Origin of the sequence: Shewanella sp. SP2S2-4 (assembly GCF_031932025.1) — a bacterium.
GTDB lineage: Bacteria > Pseudomonadota > Gammaproteobacteria > Enterobacterales > Shewanellaceae > Shewanella > Shewanella baltica.
The window spans coordinates 47226-72049 of the sequence record NZ_JAUOER010000013.1; the positions used below are offsets into that span (position 1 = coordinate 47226).

Annotated in this window: 26 protein-coding genes; 16 read left to right on the forward strand and 10 right to left on the reverse strand. The window is 46.0% G+C overall.

All coding sequences use genetic code 11. The annotated features are described in order from the left end of the window. Positions 1–207: 207 nt before the first annotated feature. Positions 208–1206, forward strand: coding sequence for a gluconate operon transcriptional repressor GntR (gene gntR / locus Q4Q54_RS12220; RefSeq protein WP_311988564.1), 999 nt, complete (start codon positions 208–210; stop codon positions 1204–1206). Between the two features lie 60 nt (positions 1207–1266). Here gntR and gntU read toward each other — a convergent pair whose 3' ends face one another. Next, positions 1267–2610 (reverse strand): gluconate transporter, encoded by a 1344-nt coding sequence (gene gntU, locus Q4Q54_RS12225; protein WP_311988565.1) that lies wholly within the window; start codon positions 2608–2610, stop codon positions 1267–1269. 70 nt (positions 2611–2680) lie between these two features. On the opposite strand from gntU, the gene Q4Q54_RS12230 reads away from it, so the two are divergent. Beyond that, on the forward strand, positions 2681–3256 hold the full coding sequence (locus Q4Q54_RS12230) for a gluconokinase (RefSeq protein ID WP_409438291.1): 576 nt from the start codon (positions 2681–2683) through the stop codon (positions 3254–3256). Between the two features lie 483 nt (positions 3257–3739). On the opposite strand, the gene Q4Q54_RS12235 is transcribed toward Q4Q54_RS12230, so the two are convergent. The 4 genes from Q4Q54_RS12235 to speFL all read right to left on the reverse strand — a co-directional run bounded on the left by Q4Q54_RS12235 (position 3740) and on the right by speFL (position 9018). Further along, positions 3740–4894 (reverse strand): porin, encoded by a 1155-nt coding sequence (locus Q4Q54_RS12235; protein WP_311988567.1) that lies wholly within the window; start codon positions 4892–4894, stop codon positions 3740–3742. Positions 4895–5012: 118 nt separating this feature from the next. Then, positions 5013–6332, reverse strand: a complete 1320-nt coding sequence (gene potE / locus Q4Q54_RS12240; protein ID WP_311988568.1) for a putrescine-ornithine antiporter — start codon at positions 6330–6332, stop codon at positions 5013–5015. A gap of 86 nt (positions 6333–6418) precedes the next feature. Further along, the gene (gene speF, locus Q4Q54_RS12245) at positions 6419–8581 is read right to left on the reverse strand and encodes an ornithine decarboxylase SpeF (protein ID WP_311988569.1); all 2163 of its coding nucleotides are present in this window, start codon (positions 8579–8581) and stop codon (positions 6419–6421) included. Between the two features lie 320 nt (positions 8582–8901). Next, positions 8902–9018, reverse strand: a complete 117-nt coding sequence (gene speFL, locus Q4Q54_RS21660) for a leader peptide SpeFL (RefSeq protein ID WP_100199882.1) — start codon at positions 9016–9018, stop codon at positions 8902–8904. A gap of 469 nt (positions 9019–9487) precedes the next feature. Between speFL and Q4Q54_RS12250 the strand changes: the two genes are divergently transcribed. The 7 genes from Q4Q54_RS12250 (at position 9488) to Q4Q54_RS12280 (ending at position 15905) form a co-directional block, all read left to right on the forward strand. Then, entirely contained in the window at positions 9488–10027 is a 540-nt protein-coding gene (locus Q4Q54_RS12250) for a YbhB/YbcL family Raf kinase inhibitor-like protein (protein WP_311988570.1), read from the forward strand. A gap of 24 nt (positions 10028–10051) precedes the next feature. After that, on the forward strand, positions 10052–10810 hold the full coding sequence (locus Q4Q54_RS12255; RefSeq protein WP_311988571.1) for an AraC family transcriptional regulator: 759 nt from the start codon (positions 10052–10054) through the stop codon (positions 10808–10810). A 49-nt stretch (positions 10811–10859) separates the two neighbouring features. Further along, positions 10860–11210 carry a YkvA family protein gene (locus Q4Q54_RS12260; RefSeq protein WP_006083509.1) on the forward strand — a complete coding sequence of 117 codons (351 nt, stop codon included), beginning with the start codon at positions 10860–10862 and terminating at the stop codon, positions 11208–11210. A 193-nt stretch (positions 11211–11403) separates the two neighbouring features. Further along, positions 11404–12801 carry a hypothetical protein gene (locus tag Q4Q54_RS12265; RefSeq protein WP_311988572.1) on the forward strand — a complete coding sequence of 466 codons (1398 nt, stop codon included), beginning with the start codon at positions 11404–11406 and terminating at the stop codon, positions 12799–12801. 2 nt (positions 12802–12803) lie between these two features. Further along, positions 12804–13841: an acyltransferase gene (locus tag Q4Q54_RS12270; protein ID WP_311988573.1), complete on the forward strand. Its 1038-nt coding sequence runs from the start codon at positions 12804–12806 to the stop codon at positions 13839–13841. A gap of 94 nt (positions 13842–13935) precedes the next feature. Beyond that, positions 13936–14541, forward strand: a complete 606-nt coding sequence (locus Q4Q54_RS12275) for a hypothetical protein (protein ID WP_311988603.1) — start codon at positions 13936–13938, stop codon at positions 14539–14541. A gap of 227 nt (positions 14542–14768) precedes the next feature. Then, positions 14769–15905 carry a GGDEF domain-containing protein gene (locus Q4Q54_RS12280; RefSeq protein WP_311988574.1) on the forward strand — a complete coding sequence of 379 codons (1137 nt, stop codon included), beginning with the start codon at positions 14769–14771 and terminating at the stop codon, positions 15903–15905. 196 nt (positions 15906–16101) lie between these two features. On the opposite strand, the gene Q4Q54_RS12285 is transcribed toward Q4Q54_RS12280, so the two are convergent. The 4 genes from Q4Q54_RS12285 to Q4Q54_RS12300 form a co-directional block, all read right to left on the reverse strand. After that, positions 16102–16686 carry a YSC84-related protein gene (locus tag Q4Q54_RS12285; RefSeq protein WP_006083498.1) on the reverse strand — a complete coding sequence of 195 codons (585 nt, stop codon included), beginning with the start codon at positions 16684–16686 and terminating at the stop codon, positions 16102–16104. Between the two features lie 152 nt (positions 16687–16838). Next, the gene (locus tag Q4Q54_RS12290) at positions 16839–17753 is read right to left on the reverse strand and encodes a hypothetical protein (RefSeq protein WP_311988575.1); all 915 of its coding nucleotides are present in this window, start codon (positions 17751–17753) and stop codon (positions 16839–16841) included. Between the two features lie 57 nt (positions 17754–17810). Further along, positions 17811–18209, reverse strand: a complete 399-nt coding sequence (locus tag Q4Q54_RS12295) for a nitrous oxide-stimulated promoter family protein (protein ID WP_012090453.1) — start codon at positions 18207–18209, stop codon at positions 17811–17813. A 146-nt stretch (positions 18210–18355) separates the two neighbouring features. After that, positions 18356–18715, reverse strand: coding sequence for a DsrE/DsrF/TusD sulfur relay family protein (locus tag Q4Q54_RS12300; protein WP_006084469.1), 360 nt, complete (start codon positions 18713–18715; stop codon positions 18356–18358). 274 nt (positions 18716–18989) lie between these two features. Between Q4Q54_RS12300 and Q4Q54_RS12305 the strand changes: the two genes are divergently transcribed. The 7 genes from Q4Q54_RS12305 (at position 18990) to Q4Q54_RS12335 (ending at position 24587) form a co-directional block, all read left to right on the forward strand. Beyond that, entirely contained in the window at positions 18990–19838 is an 849-nt protein-coding gene (locus Q4Q54_RS12305) for a hypothetical protein (RefSeq protein ID WP_311988576.1), read from the forward strand. Positions 19839–19982: 144 nt separating this feature from the next. Continuing rightward, complete coding sequence (locus Q4Q54_RS12310; RefSeq protein WP_012090451.1) at positions 19983–20294, forward strand: hypothetical protein; 312 nt, start codon at positions 19983–19985, stop codon at positions 20292–20294. Positions 20295–20303: 9 nt separating this feature from the next. Beyond that, positions 20304–21758, forward strand: coding sequence for a protein adenylyltransferase SelO family protein (locus Q4Q54_RS12315; RefSeq protein ID WP_311988577.1), 1455 nt, complete (start codon positions 20304–20306; stop codon positions 21756–21758). Positions 21759–21771: 13 nt separating this feature from the next. Then, a complete protein-coding gene (locus Q4Q54_RS12320) occupies positions 21772–22104 on the forward strand; it encodes a DUF3630 family protein (RefSeq protein WP_311988578.1) in 333 nt (110 codons plus the stop codon). A gap of 2 nt (positions 22105–22106) precedes the next feature. Continuing rightward, positions 22107–23129, forward strand: coding sequence for a serine/threonine protein kinase (locus Q4Q54_RS12325; protein ID WP_263147576.1), 1023 nt, complete (start codon positions 22107–22109; stop codon positions 23127–23129). 129 nt (positions 23130–23258) lie between these two features. Continuing rightward, on the forward strand, positions 23259–23867 hold the full coding sequence (locus Q4Q54_RS12330; RefSeq protein WP_311988579.1) for a thiol:disulfide interchange protein DsbA/DsbL: 609 nt from the start codon (positions 23259–23261) through the stop codon (positions 23865–23867). Positions 23868–24374: 507 nt separating this feature from the next. Then, positions 24375–24587 carry a DUF1107 domain-containing protein gene (locus Q4Q54_RS12335; RefSeq protein ID WP_106649149.1) on the forward strand — a complete coding sequence of 71 codons (213 nt, stop codon included), beginning with the start codon at positions 24375–24377 and terminating at the stop codon, positions 24585–24587. On the opposite strand, the gene Q4Q54_RS12340 is transcribed toward Q4Q54_RS12335, so the two are convergent. Next, the gene (locus tag Q4Q54_RS12340; RefSeq protein WP_006083484.1) at positions 24584–24805 is read right to left on the reverse strand and encodes a cell division protein ZapB; all 222 of its coding nucleotides are present in this window, start codon (positions 24803–24805) and stop codon (positions 24584–24586) included. The two genes, Q4Q54_RS12335 and Q4Q54_RS12340, sit on opposite strands and share 4 nt — an antisense overlap. Positions 24806–24824 lie beyond the last annotated feature (19 nt).

Sequence of the window (24824 nt, forward strand, 5' to 3'; positions counted from 1 at the left end):
CTTGAGCTTTTTGTTATCAGCCCCTCATCATCTTTACCGATAAATGCTTACAATGAGCGGCGCCGCGATAAAAGAGTCCTAACTGGTATCGCAGGGCGAACTATTATAAAATCTCGTCTGATGCTTATGTCTACTATTTGTTTATATTCGATATTTTAGCTATACATCTCACCCATATCCGCGGCTTGTTAACTAACATTAGATACTATGAATAAAAAGCGTAGACCCACTCTTCAAGACGTTGCCGATCAAGTTGGGATCACCAAAATGACGGTGAGCCGCTATTTAAAAAATCCAACAAGGGTGGCGCAAAGCACCCAAGAAAAGATAGCTATCGCGCTAGAAACCTTAGGTTATATCCCTAATCGTGCGCCGGAAATTTTGGCGCAAGCAACCAGTCGAGCCATTGGCGTATTGGTGCCTTCGTTAACCAACCAAGTATTTGCCGAAGTATTACGCGGTATCGAGAATGTGGCTGGTCAGCGCGGTTATCAAACTATGCTAGCTCACTACGGATATCAGCCCGAATTAGAAGAGGAGCGGGTGGCGTCACTGCTCTCTTACAATATCGATGGCTTACTTTTATCTGAAAGTTACCACACACCGCGTACCGTGCGAATGATTGAAACGGCGGGCATTCCTGTCATCGAAATGATGGATAGCGTGTCGCCTTCGATTCAACAGTGTGTGGGTTTTGATAACACAGCGGCCGCATGCGAAATGGTTAAGGCCATGATTGAAAAAGGCTATCGCCACATTGCTTACTTAGGCGCGCGCATGGATATTCGCACTCAGCTTAAGATGCGAGGCTACGAGTTAGCGATGCAGCAAGCCAAGCTCACACCTTTGGCTATGACCACCAATGAGGCTTCGTCGTTTTCCTTGGGGGCGTCGTTATTGCAACAAACCTTAGCGAAATATCCCTATGTGGATAGCTTTTTTTGCACCAACGATGATTTAGCGGCGGGGGTGATATTTGAGTGCCAAAGACAAGGCATCAAGATCCCAGAAAAAATAGGCGTTGCAGGGTTTCATGGCCATGATATAGGGCAATCCATGACGCCAAAATTGGCGAGCATTATTACCCCGAGAAAGGAGATTGGCCGAATTGCTGCCACTGAGTTATTAGACCGATTAAATGGCAAAGAGATAGCAGAATCGGTTATCGATCTGGGCTATCGTATTGATCTAGCGGAAACATTGTAGACTTCCCCTCGATCTTTCGCTTAACGGCTAATGCCTAATGTTTTTGATCACTGGCTAGCGTCAGAGAAACGCTGAGATGATGACTGCGACTATGCCGCCCGTCGTGCCAATAATGGTTTCCATTACCGTCCACGTTTGCAGCGTTTGTTTTTCTGACAATCCAAGAAAACGGTTTGCGAGCCAGAAGCCTGAGTCATTAACGTGCGAGAGCACAATCGAACCACCGCCAATGGCAATCGTAATCGCCGCCAATTGAGCACCATCTAAGTTTAGTGGTTCAAGTATCGGGATGATAAGGCCGCAAGCTGTTAACATGGCCACGGTTGCCGACCCTTGGATCACGCGCACCGAAGCCGACAAAATAAATGCCAGTATCACAATCGGTAATCCCGAACCTGCCAGCATATTCCCTAACGCATCGCCGACACCCGAATCAATCAGCACTTGTTTGAACACGCCGCCAGCACCGGTGACGAGAATAATAACCCCAGCAGGTTGGAGCGCACTGCTACAGATTTCCATGATGCGCTCATTGGGAATATTGCGTCTCACGCCCAGCACATAGAATGCGATTAAACAGGCCAGCAAAATGGCAGTAAAGGGATGACCAATCAAGGCGAGCCAGTTATGCAGATCGGATTTTTCATCAATAAAGCGCGACACAACGGTTTTTAAACCGATAAGCAGCAGTGGGAACACCACAATACTGATTGATAGTGCGAATGAGGGGATAGGTCCGCCTTCTCGTTCGCTTTTTTCTTGCTGCTCGTGGGCGGGTAGCTCAACATGGACTTTTTGCGAGATGAGGCTGGCAAAGAGTGGGCCGCCTAGAATCATAGCCGGAATCGATGCCAATAGACCGAAGACTATCATGTAGCCAAAGTCAGCATTGAGCTGAGAAGCGACCAAAATAGGCCCAGGTGCGGGGATAAGGAACGCCTGACAGGTGGCAATACCCGCGAGCAACGAAATACCAATTTTAACGACGCTGCCACCCCCTTTACGAACCACGGCAAAGGCGATGCCAATCAGCAGCACCACTGCAACGTCGAAGAAGAGGGGGAGCGCACAGATAAAGCCAGTAAAAGTCATGGCCCAGTGGGCTTTGTCGTTACCAAATTTATTCAGCAGTGTATGGGCTATCTGATCTAGCGCGCCAGTCTCTTCCATTACTCGGCCAAACATGGCTCCCAAAGCGACCACTACCGCCACAAAGCCCAGTGTTCCCCCCATACCTTGTTGAATAGTATTGGTGATATCGGCTGGGTTCATACCAGAGAAAAGGCCGGCAATGATCGACACCAGTATCAGTGATACCACTGCATGTAATCTCACTTTCATCACTAAGAACAGTAGCAGGGCGATTGAACCCAGCGCTGTCAGAATCAATGACATATCAGACATAAGAGGACTTTTCCTTGTTAGTTAAGTTGTCCACATTTTTGTAGGTTACCGGTAACATGTTACCCGTAATATGATAGAGTGGGAAGTGACTAAATTCGAGAATTGGCATGAGGTTAACAAAGTGACTGAGAGAAAAAAAGGCAATAGCTATGTGTTCATGGGCGTCTCTAGTTGTGGCAAATCTTCGATTGGTGCAGCGGTCGCAAAGGCGTTAGAGACGAAATTTATCGATGGTGATGACCTGCATCCTAGAGCCAATATTATCAAGATGAAATCTGGCTCACCGCTTAACGATAGCGATCGCGCTCCTTGGCTTGAGCGCATCAACGATGCTGTGTTTAGCATTGAACAAAAAGGTGAACAGGGGGTGATTGTCTGCTCTGCGCTGCGTCGTCAGTATCGTGACTTAATCCGTCAGAACAACAGTAAGCTGGTGTTTATTCATCTATATGGTGATTTTGAATTAGTCAAAGAGCGCATGTTTGCCAGAAAAGCCCACTTCATGCCGATTGAGCTACTCAAGAGTCAGTTCGATACGCTGGAAATGCCCGCCACCGATGAAGCTGACGTTATCCAAGTGAGCATAGATGGCTCTTTCGAAGAAGTCGTGCAGCGCTGTATTCAGGCGATAAATGGCGAAGCATAAGCATAAGCATAAGCATAAGCATAAGCATAAGTCGGTCATGGGATCTTAACGCGAGGCTTGGCTGCTTTATCATGATGTTGCAGATTAGCCTTTAAAGCGAAGGGGGAGCTGAACGACAGTCGTCGGCATTAATAAGTGACGCTGAAGGTCGAAGCAAATCTGGATCTAGCCGCTCGACATTGAAAAAAACCACTCCAGAAACTGACTTGGAGTGGCGTAGAGATAATGGTAAGCCTGCGGTACCATCCAATGAGTGTTACGGCGAGCGTTTGTAGACGAAACGTGCGCCGCACCTCAGCCTCAAATAGGCTCACGCATATGAGCGATGACGCGAGCTGCTTGTCCTGCAAAACATGGTTAATTCAACATGTGACTAAAACAGCCACTGAAGACTGTTATTTAAAACAGTCTCGCTATATATGACCAAGGAATGCCAAAGTTGAATGAGCGCTTTAGCCACCTTGGTTAATATCCCCTTGAGCCTTAAAAGAAGTAATTAATCCCGACTGCGAAGCTGTTGTCTTCCTGCGCTTCAAGCGCGGCATCATCCATATCACTGAAATCTAACTTCATTTCAGCAAACATCACAGTGTCGTTGCTATAGCGATAGTGCAGTCCCAGCATAGCAAATTGGCGGGTCCAATTACCTTGGATGGGCGTAGTTGCATCTGTGTCTAAATCTAAATAACTGAGTACGACCATAGGCACAAAACCGTTGTCGAATTGATAGGCCGTCATCAACTCGGCACCAGTGGCGTCGTAGAGATCACCATTGACCAGTTCATTACTCTTACTTTGGTGAGCGTTAAAACCCACATAAAGACCGCTGGCTTCGCGTCCTTCGGCATAGTGGTAGTAGTCACCATACATGGCACCAATGCCGATGATTTCATTGGTTTCATCGACTTTGGTATTGCCTAAGTGGCCTTCAAAATCACCGCGGTTAAAGCCTGCGAGTAGCTTGAATTTGTCGGTTGCCGCATAGGTGATGCTGGCGCCGTAACTGCTGTCGAAACTCAACTCAGAGTTACTCATCTCGCTGCCGTCATCATTTTTTAAGCTGACATCGCCATTGGTTTTGGCGGCATATTGCAGGGCAATTTGCACTGGGCCGACACTATTGCGGTAAATAAAGGCGGAGTCGGCACGACCAGTGCCGGTGAGGCCGCCATCGCCAAAGGTGTAAGCGCCAACGCTGTAACCTGCGAAAACGTTAGGTAAATCTGTGGTGCCGGCGACATCGTAATAGGCGCCCCATTGTTTACCAAAGCTCAAACTCCCCCAGTCATCGTGGGACATGCCGACATAACCTAAGCGGTTATAGAGAAAATCATCGGTCTTTTCGGCGGCGAGTTTGCCCCCTTGCATCACTAGTCCATCGTCGCTGGAGACCATATTGATCCCCCATTCCGTGGTAGCAAAGGCGGTCCAGCCGTTTCTCTCACTGCGCTCGAAACTAAATCTGAGGCGCGAAGAATCGTCGATAACCGAGGTGTCGTGGCTGTCATTCAGGGCGGCAAACCCCAACCAACCGGTTAAATCTAATGTATTTTTTTGATCTTTATAAAGCTCAACCGCCTGACTGCTGGTGGCCGTTAATAGCATAGGTAACACTAAGGCGAGACAAGTCTTCTTCATAAATCCCCCGATAATGAGCAAGTATTCTCCAGGGGATCATAGGCTTGGCCTATGATCCCTGAGTAACCGTTCTTTTAGATGGTGTAATTAATCGTTTTCGATAATGCGCTAGCCGGATTTAGGCTGGACGCGTATCGGCAACGGGTGCTTTGTTTGAGATCACGCCGAAGATAGTCCAACCGAAGAAGGTGGCCATGGCGCCAAGCATTACTGCGGTTTCGCCTGAGCTATACAGGGCATAGAAGCTATATAAGGCACCGATCACGGCAATCACGTTGGCAATACGGGCTTTATTAACTGGTACTTTTTGCTGTCTTTGCATTATGCCAAGGGCGGCCATCGATAGTATGTAAGGCACAATGTTGGTGACGACGGCGAGGTTAACGAGTGCTTCGAACTGTTTGCTCAGTGATGGGCTAATAGTCATCAGAGATAAAACGGTTTGAATACAAACGATAATGGTCATACCCCAAATTGGCGCATCGGCTTTACTGACTTTAGAGAAGATTTTAGGGAAAAATCCTTCATCTGCAGAGGCTTTAAACACTTGGGCAATAGTGAACTGCCAACCTAGCAGCGAGCCAGTACAAGAGATAATGGCACAGGCCATCACGATTTTACCGACCACAGGGTTAAACATTTGCGCGAAGGCTAAACCGAAGGGCGCGTTTGACATGGCAAGTTCGGCGTTTGGTACGATACCTGCAATCACGTTAGTAGAGACGATATAAATCACCGCCGCACCTAAGGTACCGCCCATCACAGCGATAGGGACGTTTTTCTCTGGATTATCGACGGCTTCTGAGTTGGCGCAGGCCGATTCTAGACCGAGGAACGCCCATAAAGTCATCGCGATAGAACCGCCTAACGCTTTGAAGAATGGCATATCATGCGGGTTCCATGCGCCTTTGTAGAGGTCGATGTCGAACCAGAACCAACCAATTAACGACACGCCAATCACAGGCAGAATGATCCCCCATACAGTCACGCTACTCACACGGCCCGTGATGCGGGCGCCACCGAAGTTAGCAATGGTTGCCAACCAAAGTACGCCAATGGTCGCAAGACAAATTGCCATAGGGCTTAAGTTAACTTCCAGCAACACGGCTGCGTAACCCACGGCAGAGATGGCAATCGCGACGTTGGCGATTAACAGCGAGACGGCATAGGTGTAGTTGGCCATAAAGTTGCCTGAACGGCCGAAGGCATACTCGGCATAACCGCCCATACCACCGGATTTTTTACTGAACATACCGCATTTAGCAAAGGCGAAGGCGAGGGCTGTAGAACCCGCCGCTGTGACTAGCCAAGATAAAATTGAAATGGTACCGACTTGAGCGAGTTGGGTTGGCAGCATAATAATGCCTGAGCCCATCATGTTGACTATGGTGATAATCGTTAATTGGATTACACCAATTTTATTTGCTGATTTACTCATATTAATAACCTAATTTAGGTGACTTATTATAGGAGGTTTGAAATTGACTGCAGAGCGGGGTTAATTAACTCTGCAGTCAGTTTTCATTATTTATTTAATACATATCCCATAGCTTGAATTTTGCCGTCTGCGGTATTTTCAAGATAAACACCTTGCAGTTCTGGCGAGAATCCAGGTAATAGGTTGATACCTTCTTCGAGAGCGAGGAAATAACGTTGCACCGAACCGCCCCAAATTTCACCCGGTACCATACACAGCACACCTGGTGGATAAGGAAGTGCGCCTTCTGCGGCAATTCTTCCCTCAATTTGCGACAGCGGAACGAGTTCGACTTTGCCACGAATAAATTCTAGATTTGCTTCCTGTGGGTCCATCACTTTGGTTGGGAAATGCGCTTTACGGAACATTTCTTTCTGCAGTTGTTTTACGTCATGACTGACATAAAGATTGTGCATTTCTTGGCAAAGTTGGCGGATGGTATAGTCTTGGTAACGTGCTTTATTCGCGTTGTAGACGTTAGGTAATACTTCAGATAAAGGCGCATCTTCATCGACTAATTTCTCGAAACGAGATATTTGCGAGACCAGATGTTGCATCTTGGCCATATCTTCTGCAGGTGTCATCAGGAATAAAATTGAATTCAAGTCGCACTTCTCAGGAATAATATTATTTTCCCGTAAGAAGTTAGCCAAAATAGTGGCTGGAATACCAAATTCGGTATATTTACCGGTTTCTGCATCTATACCGGGTGTCGTTAATAGGAATTTACAAGGGTCAACAAAGTATTGGCCTTTTTCATAACCTTCGAAGGAGTGCCATTTCTGACCGGGTTCGAATTCGAAGAAACGTAAGTCATCGGCCATTTGTTCAGTTTCATAATCTTGCCATAGGCGACCATCTATCATAGTGGGCACAAATGGTTTGATATATTTACATTTTTTAAGCAGTAGCTTACGTGCTTCAATACCCGCTTTTACCGCTTCACGCCACAGATAACGACCACTCGCGCCTTCGTGCATTTTCGCGTTCACATCTAGCGCCGCAAATAATGGATAGAAGGGGCTAGTAGAGGCATGCATCATAAAAGCGTTGTTGAAGCGTTTATGGTTACAATATCTATCTTGTCCTTTGATATGCTTGTCTTTTTTATGGATTTGCGATGTTTGCGAGAAACCCGCCTGTTGTTTATGCACCGACTGAGTCACGATAATACCGGGATCTTCGGCGGTCAGTTCGAGCAAGAGTGGCGAGCAGTCATTCATCATAGGGATGAACTGTTCATAACCGACCCAAGCCGAGTCAAATAAGACGTAATCACACAGATGACCAATTTTATCAATTACTTGGCGAGCATTGTAGATAGTGCCGTCATAGGTGCCGAGTTGGATAATCGCTAAACGGAAGGGGCGTTTTTCATCGGCTCTTTCTGGGGCGACTTCGCGAATTTGATCTCTTAAATAGGATTCTTGGAAGCAATGGGCATCGATACCGCCAATAAATCCGAAGGGGTTACGCGCGGTTTCTAAATAAATCGGCGTGGCACCTGCTTGAATTAACGCGCCATGGTGGTTTGATTTGTGGTTATTGCGGTCGAATAAAACGAGATCGCCCTTAGCTAATAGCGCATTAGTCGCCACTTTATTTGAGGATGAAGTGCCGTTAAGTACAAAATAGGTTTTATCGGCATTAAAGACTTTGGCTGCGTATTTTTGTGCATCGAGTGGTGCGCCTTCATGGATCAGTAAATCACCCAATTTGACATCGGCATTACACATGTCGGCGCGGAAAATCGTTTCGCCAAAAAAGTCGAAGAATTGACGGCCCACAGGATGCTTACGGAAGAATTGTCCGCCCTGATGACCCGGGCAAGCAAATGTGGAATTACCCATTTCAACGTACTTTTTCAGTGTGCCGAAGAAAGGCGGTAATAGTGCTTGTTCATATTTATTGACTGCCGTTTCAACCTGTTTTCCGTAGAAGTCAGTGTTATCGCCGCAGAGTTCAAATACCCCAGTAATAGATGAGCAAACATCGTCTGGGAAAGTTTCTTCACAGCAAACTGAAACGAATATCGGTAGTTTCAATCCGGTGTTTTTAATCTTTTCAACAATACCATTTCTAACATCATCAACAGAGACTACAGCCGCGCCCACATCACAAAAATCTGTGGTTAGTACATTGACGACTTCTCTGTCGATATCGAAACAAGATCTAACAGATAAGCTAGCGGCTACTTTTAATGATTTCATAGTTAATTTCCCTTTTACTTTTTAAAAAATAGATACAAGTGTGCCTATACCTAATTAAAAACATTAATGGCATGAAAATTAGATATAGCTATTCCGTGTGCAAATTAGATGTGGTTATGCCAATGTCGCGAAATAAATAAAACTAAAATATATTTATTTGACGTGCAAATAGCTTAGCCGCAGTAAAACTGCACTGATAAAAGAATGCTTTGATAGTGACGCAAGATAATAAACCAAAAAAAGACAGTACATTAAGTGTTTGCAAAATTTAGCGCAATAGCACTTTAGACCTGTTTATTGGCTTACAACCTGCGCTGAGATTAGCGGAGGAAGATAAAGGAATGATCGAAATAGTCACGTTGACTAGGCATCATGATATGCCGCGTGCGCCGGATATGCGCCATTATTTTAGATTTCCTCTTCATATACGACTCCATTATGACTTAGAGAAAACAGTTAGGTTTTATTACGGAGTGAAGTTTATATGCGAGTTATAAATAAAATCATGACCTATGTCTTACTTTTTAATAATTGGTACTTAAATTTAACTTGTTTTATCAATATTAAATTGAGTCAATCATACTTAAGTATCTTTATCTAAATTATGAAAGTAAATATTGTCAGTGTTATTTAAGTAATATTTTTTGCATAAAATTTCTTATTGTTTTTTTCTAATCTTAATTAACATGCTGTGGTAATAAGTATCTTAATTTATACCGCATGACACCCTTGCATGGTTATGCATAAATTCTCTTTACAAAATCACATGCATGCTGAAAGATTGCAAAAGTGACAGTTTTTTTCTCACATTTGAGCATTTGGGGCAGAAAGTTGCCGTTTTAGGGCAGATGTGATCTTTTGGATTGACGTAGATTAGTCAGGTCGAAACATCAATGGGAGATAGACATGAATAAATGGTGGCTAGGGGCGAGTTTAGTATTGGGCTTATTTGGACAGGCACATGCTATGACGTTAACGAGCAAAGATATGAGCGAGGGCAATAAACTCACATCGCAATTAGTATTTAATGGTTTCGGTTGCCAAGGTGACAACATTTCGCCGCAACTGACTTGGACTGAAGTACCTGCGGGGACGAAAGCGTTTGCGGTGACGGCTTATGATCCTGATGCGCCAACGGGCAGCGGTTGGTGGCACTGGGCGGTATATAACTTACCCGTAGCGCAAACATCATTGGCGCAAGGCGCGGGCTCGCATGCTGATGCACTGCCCAAAGGCGCTATTGCTTTGAAGAACGACTTCGGCACCACTGACTTTGGTGGCGCTTGTCCGCCCGAAGGTCATGGCGTACACAGGTATGAATTCACTGTGTGGGCATTGCCCAGTGCATTAGATCTGCCAAAGGACGCTAGCCCTGCATTATTAGGCTTTATGCTCAGAGCACAAGCCTTAGGTAGCGCCAAGTTGACTGCGGTATATAACCGATAATCCATTGATAATTAGGCTGGTGTCATGATCCGTTTGTTTGAATATGATTCGAAGCAGGCACAATCTTTATCTCAAGTACCTGTGCACCAGCCGTCGATTATTCGGGTTATCCATGGGGAAAAGTCTTTACTCTGGCAAGATGAATCCGTTTTGGTGGGCCAAGGTCAGTTACTGTTAATTCCGGCGGGTTCGCATATCAGCTTTGTGAATCGGCCTTTTCTTGGGCGCTATCGGGCAGTGCAGTTATTGCTTCCCCACGATTTACCCCAAGGCATTTTATCGAGAACGGCCGATTGGCGCGATCCTATGCCAGTCCAAAACGTATCGCGCGCGGTGGACTTAGCTTGGAATGCGTTATTACAGAGTTTGAGCTTGTCTCTGGCTGATTCTGTTCAGCTGCATTATCTGGCTGCGTTACTGCTCAGTTTGCCTGATAAACGCAGTGTGAACTGGTTGTATGGCCACACGCAACGCAGCGTGACTCAAGCGGCCTTGGCTTTGATGAGCGTGAGTCCTTCGGCGCCATGGCAGCAGGAGGAGATTGCCGACAAGTTACACATGAGCACGGCCAGCCTTAGGCGTAAATTGGCGTTAGAAGACACCAGTTTTAGGCAGTTGTTAGTCGAAGTCCGGCTGAGCCATGGTTTGGCCATGCTGCAACACTCGGGCGAGCCATTACTACAAGTGGCCTTAGCCTGTGGTTATCAATCGGCGGAAAAGTTTTCCTTACGTTTTAAGCAACAATTTGGCCTGACCCCTGCGGCTTATCGTCGTACACTGTGAGGAGGAATAGATTGATACTCAAACAATCTCAAGCTGCAGGAGCGATATAATGGCGGATGAGCAATTTACCGACAGCGGATTTTGGAACAAGGTTAAACTCTTTAGCCGTCAGGCGGGCAGGGAAGTGATCGAGCGTGCCCTGTGGCTTTATTATGCGGCGCAGCAGCCGAATACCCCTAAATGGGCCAAGTCTGTCATCTTCGGCGCCTTGGCGTATTTTATTTCTCCCTTAGATGCGATTCCCGATCTCACACCTTTAGTGGGTTTTACCGACGATTTAGGGGCGCTTGCCGCCGCTTTGACTATGGTGACCTTATATATTGATGACGAAGTCAAATCCCTCGCGGCGGATAAACTGGCACTCTGGTTTGGCGATAAACCGACGGAACCTAAGGTTTAAGCCTAATGTGCTCGCCAAGACCTAAGTGATGCTAAATTGCGCTAAAAATATGATTTTATTAGGAGTCGTTGATTTGGTTTTTACTTAGATTTTCTGGGGTAAAAATATTTTTTTGCAAACGTTTCACTATTGCTTGATTGCGCTATATGCTAGCGCTGTTTTGTAAACCCCTTGTGTTTGTTTAGGCAGATAAATGAAAAATATTATGGTAGTGATCCTATGGCTTTTAGGTGTCTCTGCCGCTACCCCCGCGTTTGCCGATGAAGCCTCTCCGGAACAACTCGCCCGTCTTTACCTCGATTTTATGGCGCAGAATAGTCGCCAGAGCGAAGCTTTGTGGCCGGGTTTTCGCCTCGAAGATAAAGTGCACCTCTTTAGTTATGGCGGCAACGTCTGGCTGCGTCAGCCCGGTGGCGAAATCATTCAAGATAATAGTGTCTTAGAGTCAGTCAACCTGCAGTCTGGTTTGTCTGTTAATTTCGGTTTTCCGCAATATCAAGGTCAGCCAGGGGTACTAATCCAACTCGAAGCGCCGAACATCCAATTTACTGCCGACACTAAGCCTACGGATTTAGCCTTTTTAATCTGGGCCAGTAATGGTCTGCATGAAGCTTTTCACTTTTATGCGCAATCCGAATGGCGAGTTTTAGAAGATGGCAGGCGTTACGAGGGCGAAGTGTTCCCGCTCAGCCTCGATGCCCGCTATTACCGTTTACAGTTATTTGATGCCTTAATGGCGGCGCTGGCACAACCCGAGCAGCAGTCATTACACTTGAGCCATGCGGCCTATTGGTTGCAGCAATGGCGTCAAATTGCGCCAAACGAGGATAGAGTCGGTTACATCAACGACCTCGTCGAAGGCAGCGCTAAGTATGTGGAATTGGCCGCTGGCGCACGTATCTTAAGCCAAAATCAAACCTTACTCGGTTATCAGCAAATACTGACCCAATATGTGCACGACTATTATCAGCAGAGGAAAATGTTGGGTGGTTGGACGGCGGAGGCGGAAAACATCGGTGCTCTGGCGGGCATATTGTTGGATAGCACTCAAGACCCTTATGTGTGGAAAGAGTCTGTCATGTCGGGCATGTTACCGCTAGATTTACTGTTAAATCGCGTGAAACCAGTGCCGCCGGTGGAAAGAAAAGACAATAAACTGAAGAAGCCGTTACAGCAAATGCTAGCGTATTATCCTGCCACTCAAGCGAAATTGTCGCAGCTATTATTGAATGCGCAAGACGTTAGAGTACCGTTATTGGTGATGCCGAGCGTGAGCGATAGCAGTAGTTTTATTGATGTGGGTGATGTGCGTTCTGGTTTTTATGTTGTGCCGTACCAAGATGAAATGACGCAAGCCTATCTAGGGATGAGCGCGCAATTTAGTAACTTGTCAGTGAGTGGCAGTCCATTACTCGATGTTCCTGTACAAAATTATTGTGAGGGCATTGAGGCTGCAACTCTGTTACCTTTGGCATTCCCCTTTCAGCGTGAGGGTCAGTATCTGGTATTCAATGAAGCAGAAGTCCATGGAACTATTAGGGTTTCTGCGAGTGTTGTTGATGGAAGAACCCTCTACTGTGCGATGAATTAATAATGAGAAAAAATCAGCTCGAATTTACCTACATGCGTGGCATTGCGATTATCTTTATCGTGCTTGGCCACAGTATTTACAACTCTGGAGAAGGTTTCCCGCTGCTGTTGGAAAACCTATTACGCGGTGGCACGGCTTTGTTCGTGTTTATCTCAGGGTACTTTTTCCATCGTATTTTTTATAAGGATTTCGACTACAGCAAGTTCATGAAGAACAAAGTACAGAACGTACTTTATCCTTTTTTAGTCGTGTCTCTGATCGGTTTATTCTGTTTGTGTTTGCGCTGGATTTTTATGGAGCACCAGTCGCTCGACAAACTCTTGCTGAGTATTTTTTACACCATACGTAACGGTTATATCCTGTATCCGCATTGGTATATTCCATTCATCATGGCGGTGTTTTTATTTTCGCCAATATTTTTGTGGTTTATCCGTTGCTCACAGCAGATGCGTTGGACGCTATTTGTTCTGAGTTGTGTGGTGGCTATTCTGCTGCATAGACCCATAGGCAACGTCAATTTCATCCACTCAGTGGTGTATTTTATGCCTTTCTATTTGATTGGTATTTTATATTCGCAAGATGAACATATTGTGACGCGCTTTGGTTCTATCTTTACTGCCCTCGCGATGATTTTTTTAGTGGTGAGCTTAGTCGAGCAAACTTACATAGTGCAGCATATTGGTAACTACCATAAGGCTCCGTTTGAATATAACGGCATTGATTGGCAGTTTATTCAAAAACTCTGTTTATGTGTGTTAGTGCTGAATTTCTGCGAATGGTTGTCGGGGCGCAGTCGATTGCCTTGGTTAGTGGAAGTGGCTGAGATGAGTTTTGCGATTTTCTTTATTCATCCGCTGTTCGACATGATGTTTAACGCCACTGCGACCTTAATGCGTTACCGTTTACCGCCGGGATCTTGGGTCACTAGCGTGCTCTTCTCCGCGGGGATTTTTATCTTCCTGATGGTGGGAAGTATTATCACGGCTCGCTTTATCAAGAAGCGTCTCGGTAACCGTTCACGTACTTACATCGGCTGGTAATCACTTGGCTTATCATCACTAACACTAGGTGAAATTCAGTTTGAATTTATTTCCTAGTGTTAGGGTGTTTTTCATCTAAAAAATGGAGAACATGATGAAGTCCAGAATTGCCCTACAGAGTCTCGCGCTCGCCAGTTTGTCTTCGATTGCTTTACCATCCATAGCGGCTCAAGCTGAGCCCTTATCCACTGAGACCCAGAATACTTTCTTTGCGCAAATTGCCGCCCATTGTGGCCAAGCTTTTGCGGGCAAAGTTGTTTCGGGTGACACTGCGGACTCAGCCTTTAGCGGTAAGTCTTTAATTATGCACGTGCGCGAATGCAGCGACACTGAGCTTAAGATCCCGTTCCATGTCGGTGATGACCATTCACGTACTTGGGTGCTGACTAAAACGCAGCAAGGACTTAAGTTGAAACACGACCATCGCCATCAAGATGGCAGCGAAGATGCTGTGACTATGTATGGCGGCGATACCATGAATGATGGGACAGTGCTGAAACAGTCGTTTCCCATTGATAGGGAATCTATCGATAATTTCGTTAAGAATGGGCTAACCCAGTCGATCACGAATGTGTGGCACATGGAAATCACCCCAACGACGTTTAGCTATCAACTTACGCGCGAAAACCGCGATTTCAAAGTCGATTTTGATCTCACTCAACCTGTCGCATTACCGCCAAAGCCTTGGGGGCATGAGTAGTTTAGCTGGGCCTATAATTGGGCTGATGTTGCTATAATCTGATGTATTTCGCTTTATTATATGTATTTTATTTGTGATTTGCTTTCAGCATAAACTTTGCTGAAAGCATGCTTTGACATTCTCTATCTGAACCCTTGTCAGCATTGCGGAATTACTTCTTACCGTATGAGTATCGACTCTGATACTATTTCTATCTAAACCTAGATATGAACTTATCAGTCCAAAACATGATAGAACTCGATTCTCCAACGCTAATCATCGCACAAGCTATTGTTCAATGGCTGCTTGCAATATTACTGATGGCTGAGAGGGGAATGGATAAAGGGACAAAATACTGGGTTATTGCACTGTTTATTCACGGGATTGCTAATTTACTGCTGTTTTCTCGTCCTTATTTACCTCCCGTTGTTGCGGTTATTTTTTATAATTTTTGCGTCACTACTGCGTTTTCATTCAGTTATCTGGCGTTTGCTCGCTTAGTGGGTAAACAAGCGCCGCTTTGGCTCGTTTTATTCCCCATATTCGTGATGATCCTGACTATGTCTATTTATATTGATGACATAGCCATGCGAGTTATTTTTGCAAGTATTATTACGGGTACTCAATTGATCTTAATGGCATTTATTTTAACGAGAGGCAATTGGTCTGGAAGTGAAAAGCTAAAGGGCTGGTTGATGTATTCTACTGGCTTATTCGGGGTAGGCTTTATCGTAAGAGCTTTATTTTGTTATGTAAAACCAGAATTATTTATTCATTTAGTCGCCAAAAGTTCTTTTCAGAGTGGTTTAGTGATTGCTGGAATGATTTATATCATTTTCAGCACCGTTGTCATTCTGTTAGTTAGATTGGATAGATTAAACAAAGAGTTATCCACATTAGCTTCGCAGGATAGTTTGACGGGTTTATTTAACCGAAGGGCTTTTATGCATAATGCGACGAGTATCATCGCCAGTGAAAACTTTCCCGTTAGTGTGCTTATGTTAGATCTTGATAATTTTAAGAAAATTAATGACGTACACGGACATAATGCCGGCGATACTGTGCTTAAGCTCTGTGCTAATGCTTTGCAAGATGGACTAAATCAATATGGCATTATTGGCCGTTTCGGTGGCGAAGAGTTCGCCGCCATTTTACCCAGAGCTGATAGCGAACAAGCATTAGTTGTATCCGAAAAACTTCGATTAGCTATTGAAAAAATTAATGTAAATCCAGATATACGGTTATCAATTAGTATTGGTGTGGCGACGTCTAGTAGTGTTTCGAGTATTGAGCCTTTGCTTATTCGGGCTGATAAGGCTTTGTATGAGGCTAAATCTAAAGGTCGCAATCAGGTAGTTCATGCAGATCTATTAGTACTTAATTAGTTTTTTATTCAATGGCTTATTTATTCTGTTATTTCATGTATTCAGCCTTTATATGACCAAGTCACTTGGGAACAAGCTAAAAGTGGTTTGAAACATTGTTTACTTTTATCTTTAAATCATAACGTTATAAAAGACCTAACAAAAAAACGGCGAGCACTGAGGCTCGCCGTTTGAGTTAACCGTTTAATGGTTCGTATTAGTTAGCTTTAGGCTCGAAGCTAAAGGCTTGACCCGCAAGCGCTGCTTCAAACATCAAACCGCCTTTCGCTGCGGTAAATACCGCCATGCCGTTAATGTACGAGCCACTGGCCGAGCGATTTCCTCCCGATTGGCCTGCGCCTGCTGAGTTGCCTGTGGTTCCCGCTTGAGCACTTGCGCCCATGTTGATGGCAACCGCCGAGGCTTGGGCATCAAACTCGAAACTGCCGCTCGTGAAGGCTTCATAGGATTTAGCATCTTTAAAGAAGATGATCTCGCTGTAGGCTTGTCCACCTAATTGAAAACCGATGGATAATTGAGTCAGGCTCGAATCACCCATATAAACACCGCCTTGGTAGACTCGGCCCTTGCCATAGGCTGCGCCAATGCCTATGCCGCCTTTACCCACAGTCGGGAATAACGCATAGCCATAGGCTGTGTCGAAAAACTTACTGGTTTCTTTCGCTTTTTGGAAATTGACTACCGCCTGATCATAGCTTTCATCCGCATGTGCAGTGGGCGCTGCAAATAGGCTCACGATAAGGCATGTCGATGCCGCAATGGCAGTTAAAAATGATTTCATGGTAACGCCTCTTCAAGTCTTCGGTTGCTCCAGACTAGCCTTTATCGACACAAATGACAGCCAAAAGTGACATATGTGTCAGCTTAGGTTCAGTGTTCGGCTTAATGCTTGGAGTGATATTGGTGGTGATGATTGGAGTATGGTTTCGCTAATTAGTTCTTAGGTGCTGAAGAAGCTTGGGGATTTTCTGCGTCGTCCTGCTGAATTTGATGTAAGAATTCATACTCCTCAGGGGTGAGCACATTTTCAATCGCGATCGGGCGTGGCTGTGGTTGGGGTTTAGCCAGGCGACCTTTTAGATAGGCAGAGCGGGTGATTTGTTTCAGGCCGTATACGGCCAACATATACATGCTCAGCAGTAAGGTGAGTCTTGGTAACGCATGGGATAGCAACGATAAGTTATCACCAAGATAGAAGGGCAAAATCACCACAAACACGCGGATCAACCAGTTCAACAACATGGCTAAAGTCAAACCTATCAGCCACCGAAACCGAATGGTACCGAGCGCCTCTTGGGTTAATGTGGCATCACTTTGATTGCGTTTATGCCGACGAAACAGCACCCACAGCGCGATAAAGTAACAACAGGTTTGTATTGATAGCAGTGCGGGCAGTATGGCGCCCCATTGGCTAATGCTAATTTCCTTCAGCATCTGGGTTAAAGGTTGCCACTCCCCGTTGGGATGCGCGCTTAATCTTAGGGCGATATCTAAAATGGCGAAAACTAAGGTGAATGCCGACGGCCAGTAATGTTTTGAAAACCCTAGTGGTTTATTAGTTGGTACTAAGCTGCGTTTGCAGTAGAGATAGAGCAAAGGCATAAGCAAAAAATAGATAGGGTTAATCAGGTTGAATAGAATATGGATCGGAATTGGACTGTTATCGCGGTTCAATAAACCCGTTAGGAAGTACAGGGCGATGAGACTTAAGAAAGCGGCGAGGAGTTTTTGGTTACCGTCTGGGTGATAAAAGTAGCGAATATAAATAGCTAACGCGAGGCAATGTACGCCTCCGAATAACGACAACCACCAGTAAGCTTGAGCGAAAAAAGTATTAAAATCGTTCATATGCGATACCTCGAGCCCTGTTATATCAGGGAAATCGGCTCGGTAAAAGTATCGCCGTTAGTTTTTCTGCTGGCTTGCTATGCGCTGATGACGATTTGAAGCCGCCTCGGGCACAGCGCTGGGAACGGGAATGCGTTCCGCGAGTAAGTGTTTGATTGCGCGAATGGGATGCGGTAACAGCATCCTAGGACCGGAGAAGATCATGATCTCTTTGACGATTTGTTTCTGCGCTGGTTTGTAGCAATGTACAGGGCATTTATTACATGTGGGTTTGCTTTGTCCGTAGGGGCAGCGATCTAGGCGCGTTGCGGCATAATCCAATAACTCAATGCAATCTGCACATAGGCCTGTCGCGTCTTGGCCTTGGTGTTTCGCCTTGCAATAAATCGTTACCATAGCGGCAATGGTTTGGTGTTCGTACAGGAGTTTGCCCGTAAGCAGTGTGGCTGTGCCCATTGAAATACCTTAGCTTGTTACTCGGATATCCCATCATAGGCAGTGAAATTGGCGCTGACAAAACGAAAGCGCCAATTTATGAAGGTGCGCACAAAATAGGGCTTTAAATAATCCTTCATCCTCAATGTCGCACTTACAAGTCAACCTTAGATATGCATCACTTTGTCGGCAGCTAATGTCCAGCGGGTTAAATCTTGCAGCGTACCTATATGCGCGCCTTCGATGATCATTTCCGCGGTAACGCCTCGCGCTTGAGCACAGGTCTTACAAAGCAGGATTGGCACTTGCTGCGCCGAGAGGATCTCGAACATCTGTTGTAGGTTGTAGCTTAAGTCGGGTGTGGTTTGATTTTTGAGCGCGCCAAACACGGCATCTGACATGAGGAAGAGTTTGAGATCGACCACTTGTTCGTCCTGATCCTTCAGTGCTAATGCGATGCGTAAGCTGTTAAATAGCTTTTCTGTCCCGTAAGGGCTGGCGTGGGCCACGATAAGAATACTTTGCATCATGTTTTCCTTATATTTGTCGTAAACTGGGCGATTGGGGTGATAAGGCAATACGGTTGCGTCAGTCTAGCGCAATTGACTATAACTATTTGAGCGCAAGATCGTATAAAAAGGCATAAATACTTGATTTGCACCGACACAATGGACTTTAATAGCGGTTAATCTCTGCTCAATTTTTAGCTAGACTCGGTTGCCATGGACACTGTCCTAATGGACGTTGGCAAACCCATTGACACGGCTTCTGATGAGAAGCGGCCATCAAAGGTGAACAAGAATGAAGATCTTAGTCGTATTTATACTGATTGCTGTCGGGGTGTTTTTATTCCTTCGCGCGCAGCGATTAGCGAAAGAAGAACAAGAGGCGATGAAACCTAAATCGACCACGGTAAAACCTGTTGTTCCTACCGAAGAAGTACCAATTTCCTCCGCTGCTGAGCCCGAGCCTGTTGAGCCTGAACCAGTTGAGCCGGCAGAGGACGCTCGTGTGGTGGAAGTTGAGCCCGTCATCGAAGTGGAAGCCGAATTAATGCCCCGTGAGACGAATGAGCCAGCGAACATTTCGGTGGCGCTAGACACAGATATTATCGAAGTCGATATTCCTGCGGCTCATAATGAAGAGGCGGTGATTATCTTAGGCACCACGCCAACAGATGAACAAGCTGACACCGAAGGTGATGTTAAGACGGAAGCAGAGCCAGCATCGAGCACGCGTTCAGAGGTCGGTGCGCCAGGGGCTTGGGCGAATGTAACCTTAGTTCGGGCCTTTGAAGAGTATCAAGGGGCGACATCCGCCAGTGCTCGCTATACCGCGCTGCAAAATATGGTCGCAGAGTGCTACAAGCAGCGTAAATCGGCGGATTACCTCAACTATGGTGCTCAATTAGCGGAAGAGTATGTCGCACTGTTCCAAGCGGCTAGCGCCGAGCAAGGCAAAGATACTGAGCTCAAATCTTCCGGTTTCTTGCATTTAGCCACCTTGCTGAATGATACCCAAGCCTTCGATGCCGCTATTGTCATTTGTCGTAAAGCATTAGCGCTTGGGCTGAGCGATGGCACTGTCACTGGCTTTGAGGGCCGGATAAATCGGATTGAGAAAGCACAGGCTAAAGCCGCCACGGCTTAACACTTTGGCTGGGAGCGCTTAGCGGGTAAATACTTAAACGAAAAGCGGTTATTTCCCTCGTCTAAGCAGTGTAGAATCCCTGCTAACTGAATGCGCAAAAGGCGAACTAAGGTTCGCTTTTTTTATGGGCTTGATAGGGGAAAAATGAAACTAAGCTATGCCTTACCGAATGTCTTATTCGGGCTTGGATTATTGCTACTCAGTGGCTGTACTAAAACCCCAGAATGGACCCTATTTTATTATCCCGATGTAAGTGCCATTCCGGTGACGCCTTTGCAGGCTGAGGATATTAATGGCTACTACGACACCCTAGCGCAATGCCAGAGCAAGGCCCACGGCATGCAGCGTCTAAGCAGCTCTGGCGTAAGTGGCTTTGGCCTTGGGGTGTATCAATGTGGGCACCTATGTGAGTTCGACGATAAGTCGGTGCTGGTTTGTAAGACCATGAGCCAATAGGTGGACAAGATGAAGTTTAAACAGGATTTTTTTACACAGTTACCTGAGTTTTACTCGCAAGTGTACCCGCAAGGGATAACTAAGCCTGAATGGCTGGCATGGAGTGATGACGCTGCGCAATTGATTGGCTTGAGCCAACCCACAGATGAGCTGTTATTGGGCTTGTCTGGCAATGCCGCCGTCGATGGCGCAACTTACTATGCTCAAGTGTATAGCGGCCACCAATTTGGCGGTTACACGCCGCGCTTAGGGGATGGACGCTCGATCATTTTAGGTGAAGCGATTGGCCCAAATGGCGCATGGGATGTCGCCCTTAAAGGCGGCGGTCCGACGCCTTATTCGCGCCATGGTGATGGCCGCGCTGTGATGCGCTCTGCCGTGCGTGAGTTTTTAGTCTCTGAGGCGTTGCATCATTTACATGTGCCGACGACCCGCGCCTTGGCCGTGATTGGCTCTGACCTACCCGTATGGCGTGAGAGCCAAGAAACCGCAGCTATTACAGTGCGTTTAGCCCGTAGCCATATTCGTTTCGGTCATTTCGAGTTTTTCTGCCACAGTGAGCGCGGCCGTGCCGATAAGCTGATTCAATTACTCAACTTCACTATTACTCAGCATTATCCCCATTTGAGTTGTGATGCCGCAGGCTACAAAGCGTGGTTTTTACAGGTAGTGCAAGATACCGCCAAGATGATTGCCCACTGGCAGGCGGTCGGTTTTGCCCATGGCGTGATGAACACAGACAATATGTCGATTCTGGGTGACAGTTTTGACTTCGGTCCCTTTGCGTTCCTCGATACATTTCAAGAAGATTTTATCTGTAATCATTCGGATCCCGAAGGTCGCTATGCCTTTGGACAGCAGCCGGGCGTTGGTTTGTGGAATTTGCAACGCTTAGCGCAGGCGCTCACACCTGTGATCCCATCCGATGACTTAATTGCCATTCTTAATCAATACCAAGAGGCGCTAGTGCAGCCTTATTTGCGCTTGATGCGGGCGAAATTAGGTCTCTCTGCAGTTGATGTCCCGTCGGTAGAGCAGGACAAACAGGATCTCGACCTCATAGGTCGATTCACTGTGCTGATGGAGAAAAATCAGCTTGATTACACTCAGACTTGGCGCCAATTAGGCAAGTTAGATCCGACCAGCAAACACAGTGCGCTACGGGATGACTTTATTGATGTCAGTCAGTTTGATACTTGGTATCAAGCCTACCAACAACGATTGGGCGCAGTAGCGGATATTCCAGCGTGGCAAACTGAGCGCAATAGTGTGAATCCCAAATATATTTTGCGTAACTATTTAGCCCAAGAGGCGATAATCGCGGTGGAAGAGGGTAATCTTGCGCCGCTGCATTTGCTGCAAAAAATCTTAACTCAGCCCTTTGCCGAACACGCAGAGCATGAAGACTTGGCCAAGCGTCCACCGGATTGGGGCCAAGGTTTGATCATGTCATGTAGTAGTTGATTGGATAACAAGCATGAAATTACCAAGCACGCACCTAAAAGCCATTAGCTTAGATACCATTAGCTTAGATAGAAGCGCCTTAAGTTTAGTGGTCAGTGCGGATATCGATTTTGATCGTTTCGCCGACTTTGCCGAACCCTTAGCCGCGGCGCTCGATTGCACTGTGCGCGAGCGTCAGTGGGGCGCCGACAGGCATCAATGGTTATTAGAATTTGAAGGCAGCCAGTTATGGCTCAATTATGAGTTTTACGGCAACATTTGCTGGCTCTCGACCGAACGAGAAGCCGATTTTGAGGTGCTGGAATACTTAGCCACTTTGCTGCAACCTCACCTAAGAGTGAACTGAATATGAGTCAGAATATGACGCCACCGACCACGAGTTCTAGCGGCGCTGAGTTCCATTTTCAAGCCCTAACGCCGGATTTGATCTTAGATGCGATCGAAAGTCTGGGCGTGTACCCGGAAACGGGCCTGCTCGCGCTGAACAGTTACGAGAACCGCGTGTATCAATTTCGCAGCGATGAAGGATTGCGTTATGTGGTGAAATTCTATCGCCCCGACCGTTGGAGCGACGCGCAGATCCAAGAGGAACATGATTATGCGCTCGCACTCGCGGCAGAAGATATCCCGATTGCCGTACCTGTGATCATCGAAGGTCATACGTTACACAAGTACCAAGGCTATCGATTTACCCTGTTTCCTTCCTTGGGTGGCCGCGCCTTTGAAGTTGATAATTTAGAACAGCTGGAATTAGTTGGCCGATTCATCGGTCGTATACATCAGTACGCGGCGCAAACGGTATTTGCTGAACGTGAACCGCTGAATCCGCAGATTTTAGGCGCCGAGCCGCTCGCATGGTTAAAGCAATCTAATCTAGTGCCTAACAGCCTACGCTTGCCGTTTTTTACCGTCGTTGAGCAAGTGTTGGCTAAGGCGAATGCGATTTGGGATCGCCAAGATTTTGCGGCCATTCGTTTGCATGGCGATTTACACCCAGGCAATATTTTGTGGACGCCAGATGGTCCCGGATTCGTCGATTTAGACGATGCTCGCATGGGGCCGGCGATTCAAGATTTATGGATGATGTTAACGGGTGATAGAGCGCAGCAGTTGATGCAGCTTGAGATATTACTCGAAGCCTATGAAGAGTTTTGTGAGTTTGATACAAGGCAGTTAGCCTTGATTGAACCGTTGCGAGCGCTGCGTATGGTGCATTACAACGCGTGGATTGGCCGTCGCTGGGACGATCCTGCTTTCCCGATGAACTTCCCGTGGTTTGGGGATGAAAAGTATTGGGAACAGCAGATTTTGGCGTTCAAAGAGCAATTATTTGCCCTTAGCGAACCACCACTGAGCCTAGTGCCGTATTAGCATCGAGCAAAATATGATGTCACAGACGTATCTTGTGACATTAGATTGAACTCTTAAGCTTGAGTTACACTCAAAAAATGGAATATGTTAGTCTCCAGCCAATTTATCAAAATGATTTAAGGAATTTGCATGAAAAAAGTATTACTTATGGCCGCGGCTTTGTTACTGGCGCCACTGGCTGTATCGGCTGTGGAATACCAAGAAGGTGTGCATTACACAGTGATTAACGATGGCCCAGCAACCGCTAAGCCAGAGATCACCGAGTTTTTCTCTTTCTATTGCCCACACTGCTTTAATTTCTCTAAAACGGTAGTGCCAAAAATTCTCGCCGAAAAGCCTGAAGGCGTAGCGTTTAACCAAGCACACGTTGATTTTATTGGTAAAGAAATGGGCGTTGAAATGTCACGCGCATTCGCAGTTGCGCATCAGTTAAACGTCGATGATAAAATGGATGCGGCGTTATTCTCTGCCATTCATGAGAAAAAAGAACACTTCACTAGCCTTTCTGATATTCGTGCCCTTTTCGTGGCTAACGGTGTCGATGGTAAAACCTTCGATGCGGCGGCAGAGTCTTTCATGGTGAAGGCGCAAATGGCGAAAATGAAGCGTGATACTGAAAACGCTAAGCTGACTGGCGTACCTGCTCTCGTGGTTAACGGTAAGTATCGTGTTGAAACCGGTGCGATTAAATCCTACGACGAACTGTTAGATATCGCTTTCTACCTAGCGAAAAAATAGTTCGGGTGACCTTATCACACCGCTGTCATCTGAGCGGTTGATAATACTGCACGTACAGCGTTTTAAAGGGAGCCTTAAGGCTCCTTTTTTATTGCGGCAAAGAACAACAGTAAGGCGAAATGAGCAGAGGCTGGTGTTATAGGGCACACGGTAGGCGGCTGTAGCGGTTAGTCGTTTGAACTTATTGAATAAAGGCGAGGCAAAAAATGGGCAAAAAAAACCGTACTTCTTATAACGGAAAGTACGGACTTGAGCCAGAGGACTCATTTTTACCCTGAGTAACGCTGCTAATTTAACAGAGCGTCAAAAAATTGGCAAGTGACATTATTATGGCGCTTTGTTTATTTGGGTTACAGCGTGGCAAATTGATAAGTTAACTAAATCAGATGATTAACTGTTTTTGGCAATAAATTATGAAAAAAAGCACGCTAACGATGAAACTCAAGTGGTAAAGCTTCTGTCAAACAACTGTAATCAATAACAACAAGAATGCTTGTAGGTGGTCATATGAGAGTTTTTCCTGTCTACGCACCTAAGCTTATCGTTAAGCACGCGCGTATTTTTCTTACTGGTGTTATTTGGGTTAAAGACTTAGGACGATTGGAATTTGAGAAGGGACGGTTTTTGCTGCCAAGAAAAAGCCTGCCAAAAGTGAAGCAGGCTATTTTAGAATTGAACGAACTGATCGAAGCGCAGCATCATCAAACAAAGGCTGTTTAGATTTCGCTGTTTAACAAGCCAACAAGGCCAGTCACTTTTTCGTTCCAAGAAGTGAGTTCTTCTTGTAGTTGCTGGTTTTGCGCATTCAATTGTTGATTGTGCTCACTCAGCGTAGACGCTTTTTGCTTCTCTTCTTCAAGCTCCATTTTTAGAAGCTCGATAGTTTCGAGTGCAGCCTGGATTTTGGTTTCCAGTTTGGACAGTAATTCAAGGCTCATCTGGAGAGTCCTATGGTTT

What these genes read in the sequence shown, in the direction of transcription:
- gntR (WP_311988564.1), top strand. Translation starts at nt 208, where the DNA reads ATGAATAAAAAGCGTAGACCCACTCTTCAAGACGTTGCCGATCAAGTT.
- gntU (WP_311988565.1), bottom strand. Translation starts at nt 2,610, where the DNA reads ATGTCTGATATGTCATTGATTCTGACAGCGCTGGGTTCAATCGCCCTG.
- Q4Q54_RS12230 (WP_409438291.1), top strand. Translation starts at nt 2,681, where the DNA reads ATGATAGAGTGGGAAGTGACTAAATTCGAGAATTGGCATGAGGTTAAC.
- Q4Q54_RS12235 (WP_311988567.1), bottom strand. Translation starts at nt 4,894, where the DNA reads ATGAAGAAGACTTGTCTCGCCTTAGTGTTACCTATGCTATTAACGGCC.
- potE (WP_311988568.1), bottom strand. Translation starts at nt 6,332, where the DNA reads ATGAGTAAATCAGCAAATAAAATTGGTGTAATCCAATTAACGATTATC.
- speF (WP_311988569.1), bottom strand. Translation starts at nt 8,581, where the DNA reads ATGAAATCATTAAAAGTAGCCGCTAGCTTATCTGTTAGATCTTGTTTC.
- speFL (WP_100199882.1), bottom strand. Translation starts at nt 9,018, where the DNA reads ATGGAGTCGTATATGAAGAGGAAATCTAAAATAATGGCGCATATCCGG.
- Q4Q54_RS12250 (WP_311988570.1), top strand. Translation starts at nt 9,488, where the DNA reads ATGAATAAATGGTGGCTAGGGGCGAGTTTAGTATTGGGCTTATTTGGA.
- Q4Q54_RS12255 (WP_311988571.1), top strand. Translation starts at nt 10,052, where the DNA reads ATGATCCGTTTGTTTGAATATGATTCGAAGCAGGCACAATCTTTATCT.
- Q4Q54_RS12260 (WP_006083509.1), top strand. Translation starts at nt 10,860, where the DNA reads ATGGCGGATGAGCAATTTACCGACAGCGGATTTTGGAACAAGGTTAAA.
- Q4Q54_RS12265 (WP_311988572.1), top strand. Translation starts at nt 11,404, where the DNA reads ATGAAAAATATTATGGTAGTGATCCTATGGCTTTTAGGTGTCTCTGCC.
- Q4Q54_RS12270 (WP_311988573.1), top strand. Translation starts at nt 12,804, where the DNA reads ATGAGAAAAAATCAGCTCGAATTTACCTACATGCGTGGCATTGCGATT.
- Q4Q54_RS12275 (WP_311988603.1), top strand. Translation starts at nt 13,936, where the DNA reads ATGAAGTCCAGAATTGCCCTACAGAGTCTCGCGCTCGCCAGTTTGTCT.
- Q4Q54_RS12280 (WP_311988574.1), top strand. Translation starts at nt 14,769, where the DNA reads ATGATAGAACTCGATTCTCCAACGCTAATCATCGCACAAGCTATTGTT.
- Q4Q54_RS12285 (WP_006083498.1), bottom strand. Translation starts at nt 16,686, where the DNA reads ATGAAATCATTTTTAACTGCCATTGCGGCATCGACATGCCTTATCGTG.
- Q4Q54_RS12290 (WP_311988575.1), bottom strand. Translation starts at nt 17,753, where the DNA reads ATGAACGATTTTAATACTTTTTTCGCTCAAGCTTACTGGTGGTTGTCG.
- Q4Q54_RS12295 (WP_012090453.1), bottom strand. Translation starts at nt 18,209, where the DNA reads ATGGGCACAGCCACACTGCTTACGGGCAAACTCCTGTACGAACACCAA.
- Q4Q54_RS12300 (WP_006084469.1), bottom strand. Translation starts at nt 18,715, where the DNA reads ATGCAAAGTATTCTTATCGTGGCCCACGCCAGCCCTTACGGGACAGAA.
- Q4Q54_RS12305 (WP_311988576.1), top strand. Translation starts at nt 18,990, where the DNA reads ATGAAGATCTTAGTCGTATTTATACTGATTGCTGTCGGGGTGTTTTTA.
- Q4Q54_RS12310 (WP_012090451.1), top strand. Translation starts at nt 19,983, where the DNA reads ATGAAACTAAGCTATGCCTTACCGAATGTCTTATTCGGGCTTGGATTA.
- Q4Q54_RS12315 (WP_311988577.1), top strand. Translation starts at nt 20,304, where the DNA reads ATGAAGTTTAAACAGGATTTTTTTACACAGTTACCTGAGTTTTACTCG.
- Q4Q54_RS12320 (WP_311988578.1), top strand. Translation starts at nt 21,772, where the DNA reads ATGAAATTACCAAGCACGCACCTAAAAGCCATTAGCTTAGATACCATT.
- Q4Q54_RS12325 (WP_263147576.1), top strand. Translation starts at nt 22,107, where the DNA reads ATGAGTCAGAATATGACGCCACCGACCACGAGTTCTAGCGGCGCTGAG.
- Q4Q54_RS12330 (WP_311988579.1), top strand. Translation starts at nt 23,259, where the DNA reads ATGAAAAAAGTATTACTTATGGCCGCGGCTTTGTTACTGGCGCCACTG.
- Q4Q54_RS12335 (WP_106649149.1), top strand. Translation starts at nt 24,375, where the DNA reads ATGAGAGTTTTTCCTGTCTACGCACCTAAGCTTATCGTTAAGCACGCG.
- Q4Q54_RS12340 (WP_006083484.1), bottom strand. Translation starts at nt 24,805, where the DNA reads ATGAGCCTTGAATTACTGTCCAAACTGGAAACCAAAATCCAGGCTGCA.